Genomic DNA, 13,523 nt, shown 5'->3' on the forward strand with positions numbered 1-13,523 from the left:
GTCGACATTGAGCATGAGCGCACGGGCACAGTGGAGGGCTTGAGCATGGAGACGTTGACTTATGATCTGGTCGTTCTGGGCGCCGGCGCTGTCGGTGAGAATGTCGCGGACCGAGCAGTCCAGGGCGGTCTTTCGGTTGCGCTGGTCGAGCGCGAACTGGTCGGCGGGGAGTGCTCGTACTGGGCATGCATGCCGTCGAAGGTGTTGGTGCGCCCCGCGCAAGTGCTGCATGCAGCACGCCAGGTCCCTGGTGCTGCCCAGGCTGTCGTCGGGGCCGTTGATGTGGAGGCAGTGCTCGCGCACCGCGACTACTTCACCAGCAACTGGGACGACCGCGGACAGGTGCGATGGGTGGCCCGCGCGGGCATCGATCTGGTCCGCGGCCATGGCCGGTTCACGGGGTACAAGCAAGTCACGGTGACCAAGAAGGACGGCCTGGTGCTTATCAACGCCCGTCACGCAGTGGCAGTCGCCACGGGCTCAGACCCCGACCTGCCTGACATCGAGGGTCTCGCAGACGCCGACCCGTGGACCAGCCGGGATGCCACCAGCGTGAAGGACGTGCCGACGTCCTTGGCCATCGTCGGCGGGGGCGTGGTCGCCGCGGAGATGGCTACCGTGTTCGCGAGCCTGGGCTGCCAGGTGCACGTCATCGCTCGGCACGGGCTGCTGGAGTCCATGGAACCGTTCGCCGGCGAGAGAGTCACCACCTCTCTGCGGGCCATGGGAGTCGAGGTGCTCCTCGAGACCGCGACCACAGGCATCCACCGCACCGATTGCGGCGTCGAGGTCGAGACCACGGCCGGGCTGATCGTCGCTGACGAAGTGCTCATCGCGACGGGGCGCACACCACGCACCACCGACATCGGTATCGAAACCATCGGTGGCATCCCCGGCCACTGGCTTCCCACCGACGACACTCTTCGCGTCCGCGGCTACGACTGGCTGTACGCCGTCGGGGACGTCAACCACCGCGCGCTGCTCACCCACCAGGGTAAGTACCAAGCCAGGGCTGCGGGGGACGTCATCGCCGCTCGTGCGGCGGGCAAGCGCCTGCTTGACGAGCCGTGGGGGCAGCACGTCGCCACGGCCGACCACGCATCCGTCCCGCAGGTCACCTTCACCATCCCCGAGGTCGCCTCCGTCGGGCTGACTTCGCACCAAGCCTCGGAAGCCGGGTTCCGAGCCCGGGTGGTGGACTACGACCTTGGTGGCGTCGCAGGGGCCGGCGTCCACGCCAACGGATACGTCGGTAAGGCGCGCATGGTCGTCGACGAGGATCGGCAGGTCGTCTTAGGGGTCACGTTCGTCGGTCAGGACGTCTCAGACCTGATTCAGGCCGCAACCGTCGCCGTCGTCGCCCAGGTCCCCCTCGAGCGGCTGTGGCATGCCGTCCCCGCCTATCCCACCCTCAGCGAGGTCTGGCTCCGGCTCCTGGAGACGTACGGCCGGCCGTGAGGCAAGGCCGTACAGCCCTTAGGCCGCGCGTAGTGCGAGGTCTATGATTTGGGCCACGGCGCCGCGTACTCCACGGCGCTGCCTGGAGGTGGCGGATGTCGTTTCACAGGGACCCAAGCACCACGCTGCGGGGTCGAACGAGCGAGTGCGCCCTTCTCGAGGCGCACGTGGAAGCGGCTCGGTCAGGCCACAGCCGCACGGTGGTGCTTCGCGGTGAGGCTGGCATCGGCAAGACCGCACTTCTGGAGTACGTCGCAGCTCACAGCAACGGTTGCCGGATCGTCCGCGCCGTTGGGGTCGAGTCAGAAATGGAGCTTCCATTCGCGGCGGTACACCAACTCTCTCGTCCCCTTCTTGACGATCTTGAGCGCCTACCGACACCGCAACGTCTCGCCCTCGAAACCGCCTTCGGTCTCACCTCAGGGCCACCACCAGACCGCTTCTTCGTCGGACTCGCTCTGCTGAGCCATCTTTCGGACCTGGCCGAGGTAAACCCGCTCGTGTGCCTCATCGACGACGCCCAGTGGCTCGATCGATCCTCCGCGCAAGTGCTGTCCTTCGTGGCGCGGCGACTTCAAGTCGAGTCGGTCGTCATCGTTCTAGCCGAGCGCGACGGGGATGTCCCCAGTGAGTTCGAGGGGCTTCCGGAGCTGCGCCTGCGCGGGCTGACGGAGGGAGACGCCTCCGAGCTGATTTCGTCGACGAACTTGGGACCGCTTGATGAGTCGGTTCGCGGGCGGATCATCGCCGAGGCCCGTGGCAATCCGCTGGCTCTGCTCGAACTGCCGCGCGGGCACACGTCGGCAGCCATTGCCGGCGGCTTTGCCGTACCCGACATGCTGCCGCTGCCCAGTCGCATACAAGCCAGCTACGGCGGCCGAGTGTCGCTGTTACCCATCGAGACCCAGAGTCTGTTGCTCTTGGCGGCCGCGGACCCAGTTGGAGATCCCAACTTGCTCTGGCGTGCTGCGTCTGAGCTCGGAATCCCTTTGGCCGCGGCGGCCCCCGCTGAGGCCGCCGAGCTTCTTCACATCGATACACGAGTGGCATTTCGACACCCTCTGCTGCGCTCGGCCGTGTACCAAGCGGCCTCGCCAGCCGAGCGCCGGAACGTCCACAGGGCCCTTGCGGCAGCTACCGATCCTGAGATCGACCCGGATAGACGTGCCTGGCACCGCGCTCAGGCCGTGCTTGGTCCCAATGACCTTGTGGCCGCTGAGCTCGACCGGTCAGCCGGTCGGGCGCAGGCCAGGGGCGGTATCGCCGCGGCCGCCGCGTTCATGCAACGCGCCATGGCGTTGACCCAGGATCCTGGCAAACGAGTCGAACGTGCGCTGGACGCCGGTCAGGCCAGCCTCGAGGCCGGCGCTTTTGACATGGCCCTTTCGCTAGTGGCTTCAGCCGAGGACGGGCCGCTCGACGATCTCGGTCGAGCTCGCGTAGATCGACTGCGTGCGGAGATCGCATTTGCCCAGAACCGAGGCGGTGAAGCCCCGGTCCTGCTGCTCGCGGCCGCCCGAAGACTAGAGGGGCTCGACGTCCGTCAGTCCCGGAACACCTACCTCGACGCGTGGGCTGCGGCGCTGTTCTCGGGCCGGCTGGCAGGTCACGGCGGCAGTCTGCTGGACGTCTCCCAGGCGGTGCGGACAGCGCCCGAGCCAGAGACCCGCCTCCCTTGTGATCTCCTCCTTGAGGCCTTGTCGCTGGTGTTCACGGCCGGGCGCCCCGCAGCCGCACCCGCCCTGGCGCGCGCCGTCGCGGCGTTTGCGAGTACCGAGGTCTCCGACCAGGAGATCCTGCGCTGGGGCTGGCTCGCCTCTCGAGCAGCCAACATGATCTGGGACCACGAGCAAAGCCTCAGGATCGGCATGCGCGCGGTTCGGCTCGCGCGCGCGTCAGGAGCTTTGGAGGCTCTCGCCGTCGTTGACAACGCCTGTGGGCAGGCAGCCGCAGTCGGCGGTGACTTCACGACGGCCGCGCTGCTGATGGCGGAAGTAGCGGCGCTCAAAGAGTCCACCAAGACCCGCATCGCTCCGCATGCTGCGCTTGCCCTCGCGGGACTTCGCGGCGGCGAGGCCGGCGCCTCGCAGTTGATCACTGAGGTGATCGCCCACTCCACGGTCGGTGGCCAAGGCACAGCAGTGCAGTACGCCTGGTGGGCGAACTCCGTGCTCATGAACGGTCTCGGCCGGTACGAGGAGGCGCTCGCCGCAGCCGTGGAAGCCACCGAGCACACACCTGAGCTGTTCATAGCCTCATGGGCTCTGAGCGAGTTGATCGAGGCCGCCACGCGAACCGATCACCCTGACCTCGCGCGAGATGCCTTGGATCGACTCGGCGAACACATTGAGGCCTGCGAATCTGAGTGGGCACATGGGCTGCATGCCCGAGCCCGCGCCTTGGTCAGCGAGGGTGAGGCCGCCGAGTCCCTCTATCGTGAGGCGATCGACCGGTTGAGCCTGACGCCGGTCCGCCCTGAACTAGCACGAGCCCACTTGCTCTTCGGTGAGTGGCTGCGGCGCCAAGGGCGACGCCTGGACTCACGAGAGCAACTTCGCACCGCCCACGACATGCTGACCACGATAGGCATGGAAGCCTTTGCTGAGCGAGCCCGAACTGAACTTCTGGCGACTGGCGAGAAAGTGCGTAGCCGTCCCAACGAGGCCGCTGAGCGCCTGACAGCGCAGGAGGCACAGGTCGCCCAGCTCGCGGGTGGCGGCCTGACAAACACGGAGATCGCGGCACGTCTCTTCCTCAGCGCACGCACTGTCGAATGGCATCTGAGCAAGGTCTTCGCGAAGATCGGCGTGAGTTCCCGAAGAGAGCTGAACGCCGCGCTTCCAAAAGCTGGCCTCGCAGCCATGCCGGCTTCTTAGGATCGGTGGTCGACCACGTCGGGGTTCTGGCTATCAGTTCGGGGCTGGCCAGGACCAGTTCAGACGGGCGTTATCCGCCGCGGTGGGGTGCGTGGTGGCGACGCCGTCAAGCTGCTGTGCTGGTGCGCAAATCACTCCAAGAGGCACCCGGCAGTTGCCCGTCGGGATTACGAACGTCGAGCACCTGGGCAGTGCCTCACCGTGAGCAGCCAGAGGCGGGATCTCATGTGGCGAAGCAGGACGCTCACCGCGGGCCCAAGGCCACGGCCCGACGGAGGGGCGGCGTGAAATCTTGCGGACTTATTGCGGACCAACGGGGATGACTAAACACATCACCGCAGGTCAGAGGCCTAAAAGTGGATGAGTCGGCCGATACGCCGGGTTCTGTTCCGCGTCCCCGTTACCGGTGACGTGGCGACGGCCATCCATCTAGGCCGACCATTGCTGGCCGGCTCGAGCGTCCTACCCGCGCACTCGACCGGGCCGGTCTCCTCGGCGCCCGAGGGCGCCATGCATACGCTGTCTGGACTTGCTCCGGGTGGGGTTTACCGAGCCGCTCCAGTCACCTGGAGCGCTGGTGGTCTCTTACACCACCGTTTCACCCTTACCGGCTGCCGAAGCGGCCGGCGGTCTGTTCTCTGTGGCACTGTCCCGCGGGTCACCCCGGGTGGCTGTTGGCCACCACCCTGCCCTGTGGAGCCCGGACGTTCCTCGGCAGGGCCGAGGCCCTGACGCGACCGTCTGGCCGACTCATCCGCGCACCAGCATAGGGGCGTATGCCGTCCGCTGCGTCCGCGCCCACCGGCGAGCCACTCCCCCGGCCGGCAGCTCGAACCGGCCCCTCCCGGCGCCGAGGGGGACCGGACGTCCGCTCAGACGACGCGGCGGAACGCCAGGACGGCGACGTCGTCGTGCCGGTCCGGGTCGGAGACCGCCTCGGTCAGCTGGTCGAGGACCTCGTCGAGGTCGGTGTCGTCGTCGGCGCCGGTGAAAAGCTCCTCGGCGGCAGCTCGCAGGCGCTTGAGCCCGATGTCGATGCTCTCTCCGCGGCGCTCGACGAGGCCGTCGGTGTAGAGCAGGAGCAGGTCACCGACCTCGAAGGGCACCCGGGCCGAGGCTCGGGGGACCTCACCGAGGCCGTGGACCGGCGAGCCGTCCTCGCTGACGAACCGGGTGCGACCGCCCTGGACGAGCAGCGGCGGCGGGTGCCCGGCGACGACGAGGGCGAGGTCGTCCCGCTCCGGCTCGAACAGCAGGTAGACGGACGACGCCATCTGGGTCGGCGGCTCGGTCGCCATGAAGCGGTCCATCGCACCGGCGAGCGCCTCGGGCTCCGGATCCTGGGTCGCCAGCACCCTTGCAGCAGAACGCATCCGCGAGCCAGCGACAGCCGCGTCGACCCCTCGGCCCATGACGTCACCGAGGACCACCGTGACCCGGCCGTCGTCGAGCCCGCTGACGTCGTAGTAGTCACCACCCACGTCGGTGCGCCCCGCCTGTCGGTAGACCGTCCCGATCTGCCAGCCGGGGATCTCGGGCAGGTCCTGGGGCAGCAGCGTCGCCTGGAGCACCGACGCGACACGGCGCGTCTGGGAGTAGAGGTCGGCGTTGTCGATGGCCAGACCGGCCCGTCGGGCGAGGTCCTCGGCGAAGGCGACGTCGTCGCGCGTGTAGCGGCGACCGGACTCGGCCGCCACGAAGGTCAGCACCCCGAGCACCCGGTCCTTGGCCATGAGCGGCACCGTCATGGCGCTTCGCAGTCCGAGCTCACGCGCCACCCGGAGGTGCTCCTCGTCGCGGGCCGCGGCGACGAGCATCTCGTCGGTGACGTTGTCGATGAGCAGGCTCTTCCCGGTGCGCGCCACCTGGGCCGCCCCTCCGGGCCGCTCGGGGTCAGAGGGCCATCGGGTCTCGAGCTCCTTCGCGAGCTGCACCTTGTCGGGGTCGACGTGCGCGACGGCGAGGGTCCGCAGGACACCGTCGTCGACCATCTGGACCGAGCACCAGTCCGCGTGCGTCGGCACGGCGAGCGACGCGACCTGGCGCAGCGTCTGCCGGTAGTCGAGGGTGGTGGCGAGCGCCTGCGACGCATCGGCCAGGAACTCCAGCTGGGCGGCTCGGGTGGCGCTCTGCGCCTCGGCGCGCAGGCGCAGCATCGTCTGCGCGCACATGTCCGCCAGCACGCCCAGCACCCACACCAGATCCGGGTCGACCGGTCCGACGAGCCCGTCGAAGCGGAAACCGACGGCCCCGATGGGCGAGCCGTCGGCTCGGGAGATGAGCGGCAGCGTCACCGACGACCGCTCCGTGCCGTCATCGAGCTCCGGGTAGCGCTCGAGGAGCTCGGCCCGGCCCGTGACCGACACGATCTGGGTGGTCCGGACGGCGTCGGTGAGCGGCGAGCGGGCGTCGAGCTCGAGGCTGGCCCACTGCCGGGCCTCGGACGCGGTGAGGCCGTGGGTGGCGATGGTGCGCAGACGCATCGGGCCGTCCTGGACCGCCAGGACGGCCCGCGAGGCGCCCATGACGGTCGACGCACGCTCGGTGATGGTCTCGGTGAGCTCCTCCAGCGTCGTGGCAGCCGCGACCTGGGCCGCGATGCCCGCCAACGCCGCCAGCCTCGGGGCGACCGACGCACGGCTCGCCGCCGGGCTCTGCCATGGCGCGTTCATGGGGTCATCCTGACAGCCGAAGGGCTTGGGCAACCACGGATGCCGCAGAAGTGGGAGCATGCAGAGGTGAGGGGTCAAGGGGTGGCCAGGGGACGCGAGCTCCGTCGTGTCGAGTTCGGCCCTGACGACCTGCGTCGCGTGCGTGAGATCGTGCGGGCGATCGCGGGCGAACGCATCCCGGACCGGGCCGACAACGCCGTGCTGGCCGTGCACGAGATCGCGGTCAACAGCATCGTCCACGGAGGCGGTCACGGCGTCCTGCTCATCGACGAGACGGCCGACTCCCTCGTCTTCACGGTCGAGGACGACGACGGCACCGGGTCGGTGCCGGAGGTCCTCGCGCTCGACGACCAGTCGACGAGCGGCCGCGGGCTGTGGATCGCGCAGCGGCTGAGCGACCGGCTGACCATCGAGGCCCGCCCCACGCGTACGCGCATCCGCGTGCACCTGAGACTGGCGTCCTGAGCCGACGGGGTCCCGGGAGGGCGGACCGTCAGGTCAGGATCGGTCCGCGTCGACCCGGTCCGGGTCCACGCCGTCCGCTGTCTCTGCGGGAGCAACCTCGACAGGCGCGACGTCGACGTCGGGCGCCTCGACGACGTCGATGACCTGGTCGAGGTGCATCAGCCTGACGAGCCGCAGGGTGATCTCGCCGCAGACGAGCTGGAGCCGGGCGTCCGCCGCCACGACGCGGTGGTAGAGCCCGATGATCGCCCCGAGACCCGAGGAGTCGAGGAAGGTGACGGCGCGCAGGTCGACGACCACCGCGGCGCCCGGTGCCACGGCGATCTCCTCGAACGCTGCCCGCACGTCCGGCACGGTGTACGTGTCGATCTCGCCCGCGAGCCGGGCTGTGGTGACGGCGCCGTTGACCGAGACCGTGACGCTCATCGAACCTCCTGTGGACGTCGGTGTCCTCGCCCTTACGTTAGGACGACTTCGGCTGATGTGGGAGCAGATGTGGCTCAGCCGGTGGTCTGGCGCTCGACCGCAGTGGTCGCCACGTAGACGCTGTTGGACGAGGTGCCTCCCGTGAGGGGGTTCGCGAAGGACACCTCGTGCGCGGCGACGTCGGCGAAGACCTCTGCCAGCAGGGCCGTGAAGGCGTCCTCGGGCGGGTCGTCGGACCACAGCGCGAAGACCCCACCGGGGTGCAGCGTCGCCGCCAGACGCGAGAGGCCGTCCCGGGTGTAGAGGTCCGCGTGGCTGGGGTGGAGCACGTGGTGGGGCGTGTGGTCGACGTCGAGCAGCACGGCGTGCAGCAGGGCCGGCGCGTCCCCGAAGCCCTGGCCCTGACGCGCCAGGGCGAAGAAGTCGCCCTCGAGCAGCGTGGTCCTCGGGTCGACGGTGAGGGACGCAGTGTCGGGGAGCAGCTGCCGCTCGTGCCACGAGATGACGGGTCCGAGCGCCTCGACGACGGTCAGGGAACGCACCCGGGCGTCCTCGAGCGCCGCCACGGCCGTGTAGCCGAGACCGAGACCGCCGACGACGACGTCGAGGCTCTCGTCGTCGCCACCGCCCTCCCCCACGGCGGCCAGCCCGAGGCGGGCCAGCTCGACCTCCGCGACCGTGAAGAGGCTCGACATGAGGAACTCCTCGCCGAGCTTCACCTCGTAGACGTCGACGAGCAGCGACGGCTCGAGCCGGCGACGGAGGCTGATCTCGCCCATCGGCGTCTGCTGCCAGTCGATCTCCTCGAAGCGCCGGCTCACGAGGTCAGCCGAAGATCGGGGTGAGTGAGCCGGCCGGCAGGTCCTTCTCGACGGACGCGAGGCGCCACTTGTCGGCGAAGACGGCGACGTGCAGCCCGTCCTCGCGCGTCAGCGACTCGGCCCCGGGCCGGCTGTCGACGATCGGCATCGCGGCCGCCGTGACGGCACGCGCCACGGAGTAGCCGAGCGGCTCGAGGCGGATCGGCGAGCCGAACTCGTGCTCCATCCGGTGCTTGGCGACGTCGAACTGCATCGGACCGACGGCCGCGAGCACCGGCGCCTGTGCACCGCGCCGGTCTGAGTGCAGCACCTGGACGACGCCCTCCTCGCCCAGCTGCTCGATGCCCTTGCGGAACTGCTTCTGCTTGCCGGTGACCGCCGCGCGGGCGACGGCGAAGTGCTCCGGAGCGAAGAGCGGGATGCGGGGGAAGGCGACCTTCTCGTCGGCGAAGAGGGTGTCGCCGACCCGGAGGGCGTTGGCGTTGACGAGGCCGATGACGTCGCCCGGGAAGGCCTCGTCGAGCGTCGACCGGTCGCGGCCGAAGACGCTCTGCGCGTACTTCGTCGCGAAGGGACGGCCCGTGTCAGCGTGCGTCACGACCATTCCGCGCGTGAAGCGGCCCGAGCACACCCGGACGAACGCGAGCCGGTCCCGGTGCGCCTTGTCCATGCCCGCCTGGATCTTGAAGACGAAGCCCGAGAAGGGAGCCGACACCGCCCGGGGGTCGCCGGAGCGGTCAGGTCGGGCCCCCGGGGCGGGGGCGAGCGTCACGAGCGTGTCGAGCAGCTGGCGTACGCCGAAGTTGAGGACGGCCGAGCCGAAGAGCACGGGCGAGGCCGCGCCCGAGAGGAACAGCTCGAGGTCGAGGTCGTGGCCCGAGGAGCGGAGCAGGTCGTACTCCTCGACCGCGTCGGTCCAGACCGAGCCCAGCAGCTGCTCGGCCTCCTCGGCGGGCATCCGCGTCGTGATGGCCTCGGTGGCGCCGCCGGGCGTACGCGTGAACTGGACGAAGTCGCCCGTCGCGCAGTCGAGCACGCCGTGGAAGTCGCCCGCGACGCCGACCGGCCAGGTGAGCGGCATCGGGTGCAGGTCGATCCGGTTCGTCAGCTCGTCCATGATCGCGAGCGCGTCGAGGCCGGGCCGGTCCCACTTGTTGACGACCGTGATGACGGGCACGCCACGGGCCCGGCAGACCTCGAAGAGCTTGAACGTCTGGGGCTCGATGCCCTTGGCGGCATCGACGAGCATGACGGCGGCGTCGACCGCTGCGAGCACGCGGTAGGTGTCCTCGGAGAAGTCCGCGTGACCGGGGGTGTCGAGCAGGTTGATGACCGTGCCGTCGTAGGCGAACTGGAGCACGGCGGAGGTGATCGAGATGCCTCGGTCCTTCTCCATCTCCATCCAGTCGGAGACGACGCCGCGCCGGTTGCCCTTGCCGTGCACCGCGCCGGCCTCGCCGATGGCGCGCGCGTGCAGCGCGAGGGCCTCGGTCAGGGTCGACTTGCCGGCATCGGGGTGCGAGATTACCGCGAAGGTGCGGCGTCGGGCCGCCTCCTCGGCGACGGCTCCCCCGTGGTGGCCCGCGCCGTCGGGGTCTCGGCGGTCCGCGAGCTCGCGGTCGTGCAGGGCGGTGGCGTCCATGGTCCTCCAGTGATCGCCCCAAGTCTGTCACCGTCGGGCCCGATCGCCCGAATCGGCACCGCCCGCCGGACCGCCGGCCCGAGGTGACCCGAGTCACACCTCGCCGATCCCGTCAACGATCCACGGCCGTCGTTCGTCGTGCATGGGAGATGACGATCGCAACCGACCCCAGGACCATGACGGAACCGCTGACCGACGACCTGCCCGACACCCGACCCGGCGCCTCCGCAGACGCGGAGCCCGACGCACGGCCCAGAGCGAAGCTGCTCGATCTCTCCCTGACCCAGCTGCTCGGCGGCTCGATGGCGGCGGCCACGGCAGCAGCCCTCGGCTCGCGACTTGGCGTCGTCGGCACCATCGCCGGGGCCGCGGTACTCAGCATCATCTCGGCGATCGCGGCCAGCCTCTACACGAACTCCATGGCGCGAGCCAAGGAGGCCGTCGTGCTCGTGCGCTCGCGCCGGGGGCCCGACGGCGTGGACGTCGAGGTCGTGCGGGAGACGTGGTGGCGCCGTCCCGATCGCGTGACCACGCGACGGGTCCTCGTCACGACCGGGGCCGTCTTCGCCCTCGCCGCGGCCTTCCTCACCGGCCTCCAGCTCGCCACGGGGGCCCAGGTGACCGGCACGGACCTCGGAGGCCGCACCAGCGCGGGCGCCGTGGTCGACAGCCCCGCCGGCACCACGGGCGACGCCGCGGGCGACGGCACCCGCACCGACACCGGCGCGCTCGACACGACGCCCACCGCACCCGCGACGCCGACCGGCGCAGCGACTGCGCCCGCCGGGTCCACGGCGGGTCAGGCGACCTCCACCGGTACACCGTCCGCGACGACCCCCGCGACGCCGGCCACCCCGGCCACTCCCGGTGGGGCGACAGGATCGACCGACCCGGCCGCGCCCACGACCCCGGCCACGCCCGACCCGGGCGCGAGCACCCCGAGCGCCCCCGTCACCGCTCCCTGAGCATCCGAGCCACCTGCTGACGTATGCCGTCCGCCCCACCGGGCGTGACGGCATACGTCGTCTCTGGCCGGTCGGCGTGTGCAGACAGTGGGGTCCTGACGCCGCTGGCTGCACACGAGGCGGCCCCGCCGTTCAGCGTCGCTCGGGCCAGGGCCAGTCGACGTCGACGGACCCGCCGACCGCGAGCCCGGACCACTGCTCCGAGAGCCGGTCGAGGTCGGCGAACACCGCGGCAAGCTCGCGGGCGCCGAGGTCGGTGGCTGCTGCCTCGGCCCGCTCGTGGTGGAGGTCGGGCGTCATCCCGCGCTGCCGGAGCCACGCCGGGTAGACCGCGGCCGCGAGCTGCTCCGACCGGCCGATCTGCGTGCCGCGCGCCTTGTTCCGTCGTTCGACCCGGCGCGCCCACGCCTTCGTGCGCGTCTCCTGGGTGGGCACGAAGGTGCCCGCATTGCCGCCTGCGGCGAGCTGGCCGAAGATGCCGTCGCGCAGGCCGAACCGGTGCTCGACGACGAGGTGGACGAGGTCGTGCGGCGCGAGGTCGCTCCACCCCGGCGCCGGGCTCATGACGAGGTCCGTCGCGAGGTCACGCTCCACGCACACCTCGTAGCGCCGTTCACCGGTCCTGACGAAGCGCACCCGCATGCCGACGATGCTAGGAGCGCTGAGCAGCCCCGAGCCAATGGATTTCGGCCGGCTCCGTCGCGCCGACGGGGTGTCCTCAGGCGACCGAGAGCGTTATCGTGCCGGTCCCGACGTCGGCGGCGTCGACCCGCAGGGTCACCGTCTCACCGGCCTTCGCCGACCCGCTCGCCTTGGCCACGACGGCGAGGTCGATGAGCTGGACGATGACGCCCTTGTCGTTCTCGTCGACGACGACGCCCTGCACGGTGCTCCCCACGAGCGGGTGCAGCTCGGCGGCCTCGACCGCGTCGGTGCAGGCCCGCTCGACCCCGTTGGTACGCCGGTCGGAGGTCGCCATGATCTCGGGGAGGGTGGGCAGCGCCTCACGGACCCAGCCCGGCACCTCCTCCCCCGCCGAGAGCGCCTCGCACACCACGAGCCCGAAGCGGTCGACGAGGCGCCGCAGCGGAGCCGTCACGTGCGCGTACGGGTTGGCGACGGCCGCGTGCGTCGGCTGCGCGGGCACCTCGCCGTCGAAGGGGGTGTAGCCGGCGCCGCGGAAGAGTGACGTCGCCTCGTGGATGAGCGCGAGGTGCCGCGGGTTGCTGCGGTCCAGCGTGCGCAGCAGCTCGCCGTACGACAGGTCCTTCGGCCAGTCGACACCGGCGGCCCTGGCCTGCCGGCGGAAGCGTGCCAGGTCGCGCGGGTCCGGCGGCGGCATGGTGCGCAGGATGCCGATCTTGCCCCAGAGCATGAGGTCGGCCCCGCCCATGCCGGTGAGCAGCGAGATCTGGGCGTTCCAGTCCTCCGCGGCGAGCAGCGGCCGGAACGAGATCCGGAAGCCGCCGTCCTCGTCCTCCTCGACCTCCTGCTCGGGCATCGGCAGGGTCGCCCCGCCCCGCTGGCGCTCGAGCAGGACGCGCTTCTCGCCGACCTCCTTGAGCAGCACGAGACACTCCTCGGCGGTGCCGGCGTCCACCTCCTTCTGCACCTGCTCGTAGTCGTAGCGACGGACGCTGCGCACCATCGCGCGGTAGACCTCGACCGCCGTGCCCTCGCCGTCGGCGGCGAGGGTCATGTCCCAGACGAAGGCAGGACGCACCTGGTCGGGCAGCAGGCTCGCGGCGCCCTCGCTCAGCTCCGAGGGGTGCAGCTGGACGCGCTCGTCGGGGCAGTAGACCGTCTGGCCGCGGCGGCGCGCCTCTGCGTCGACGGCGCCACCGGCGCGGACGAAGGCAGGCACGTCGGCGATGGCGTAGCGCACCCGGTAGCCGTCGCCGCTGCGCTCGATCGACATGGCCTGGTCGAGGTCCATCGACGTCGGCGGGTCGATGGTGATGAACGGGACGGCCGTCTCGTCCCGCTCCGGCAGGGTCGCGGCGCCGGCGGCTGCGGCGGCCTCGGCCAGCACCTCCGGCGGGAACCGGTCCGGCACCTCGAACTCGCGACGCACCGCCTCGAAGCGCGCCGTGAGCTGCCGTGCCACGTCGCCGGGCTTCGTCGCCGGGCGGAAGACGATGTGTCGCTGGGCCATGGCGTCACCCTACGCACCACGACGTGCTCGCCGGAGGTTGAGC

10 protein-coding genes and 1 other RNA gene are annotated in these 13,523 nt (G+C 70.6%); 4 read left to right on the forward strand and 7 right to left on the reverse strand.

The genetic code is table 11. The annotated features are described in order from the left end of the window. Positions 1-45 precede the first annotated feature (45 nt). Positions 46-1,458 carry a dihydrolipoyl dehydrogenase family protein gene (locus ASH01_RS19370; RefSeq protein WP_056780322.1) on the forward strand — a complete coding sequence of 471 codons (1,413 nt, stop codon included), beginning with the start codon at positions 46-48 and terminating at the stop codon, positions 1,456-1,458. Between the two features lie 95 nt (positions 1,459-1,553). Continuing rightward, entirely contained in the window at positions 1,554-4,334 is a 2,781-nt protein-coding gene (locus ASH01_RS19375) for an ATP-binding protein (protein WP_056779968.1), read from the forward strand. A 357-nt stretch (positions 4,335-4,691) separates the two neighbouring features. Here the strand turns inward: ASH01_RS19375 and rnpB are convergent. Together rnpB and ASH01_RS19380 are read right to left on the reverse strand one after the other, a co-directional pair. Beyond that, positions 4,692-5,087, reverse strand: an RNA gene (gene rnpB / locus ASH01_RS20120) — RNase P RNA component class A. A 119-nt stretch (positions 5,088-5,206) separates the two neighbouring features. Next, entirely contained in the window at positions 5,207-7,006 is a 1,800-nt protein-coding gene (locus ASH01_RS19380; protein ID WP_056779971.1) for a PP2C family protein-serine/threonine phosphatase, read from the reverse strand. Positions 7,007-7,087: 81 nt separating this feature from the next. Between ASH01_RS19380 and ASH01_RS23115 the strand changes: the two genes are divergently transcribed. After that, a complete protein-coding gene (locus ASH01_RS23115; RefSeq protein ID WP_056779974.1) occupies positions 7,088-7,471 on the forward strand; it encodes an ATP-binding protein in 384 nt (127 codons plus the stop codon). Positions 7,472-7,504: 33 nt separating this feature from the next. Here ASH01_RS23115 and ASH01_RS19390 read toward each other — a convergent pair whose 3' ends face one another. The 3 genes from ASH01_RS19390 to ASH01_RS19400 form a co-directional block, all read right to left on the reverse strand. Beyond that, a complete protein-coding gene (locus ASH01_RS19390; RefSeq protein WP_056779976.1) occupies positions 7,505-7,897 on the reverse strand; it encodes an STAS domain-containing protein in 393 nt (130 codons plus the stop codon). Positions 7,898-7,971: 74 nt separating this feature from the next. After that, on the reverse strand, positions 7,972-8,718 hold the full coding sequence (locus ASH01_RS19395) for a spermidine synthase (RefSeq protein WP_082620011.1): 747 nt from the start codon (positions 8,716-8,718) through the stop codon (positions 7,972-7,974). 4 nt (positions 8,719-8,722) lie between these two features. Next, positions 8,723-10,360, reverse strand: coding sequence for a peptide chain release factor 3 (locus tag ASH01_RS19400; RefSeq protein WP_056779979.1), 1,638 nt, complete (start codon positions 10,358-10,360; stop codon positions 8,723-8,725). Positions 10,361-10,536: 176 nt separating this feature from the next. On the opposite strand from ASH01_RS19400, the gene ASH01_RS19405 reads away from it, so the two are divergent. Beyond that, positions 10,537-11,325 (forward strand): hypothetical protein, encoded by a 789-nt coding sequence (locus tag ASH01_RS19405; RefSeq protein WP_156415678.1) that lies wholly within the window; start codon positions 10,537-10,539, stop codon positions 11,323-11,325. Positions 11,326-11,457: 132 nt separating this feature from the next. Here the strand turns inward: ASH01_RS19405 and ASH01_RS19410 are convergent, their stop codons facing one another. Together ASH01_RS19410 and ASH01_RS19415 are read right to left on the reverse strand one after the other, a co-directional pair. Next, complete coding sequence (locus tag ASH01_RS19410) at positions 11,458-11,967, reverse strand: hypothetical protein (RefSeq protein ID WP_056779984.1); 510 nt, start codon at positions 11,965-11,967, stop codon at positions 11,458-11,460. A gap of 76 nt (positions 11,968-12,043) precedes the next feature. Then, positions 12,044-13,480 carry an RNB domain-containing ribonuclease gene (locus tag ASH01_RS19415; RefSeq protein WP_056779986.1) on the reverse strand — a complete coding sequence of 479 codons (1,437 nt, stop codon included), beginning with the start codon at positions 13,478-13,480 and terminating at the stop codon, positions 12,044-12,046. Between the last annotated feature and the right edge of the window lie 43 nt (positions 13,481-13,523).

It is taken from the genome of Terrabacter sp. Soil811 (assembly GCF_001429655.1).
Taxonomy (GTDB): Bacteria; Actinomycetota; Actinomycetes; order Actinomycetales; family Dermatophilaceae; genus Terrabacter.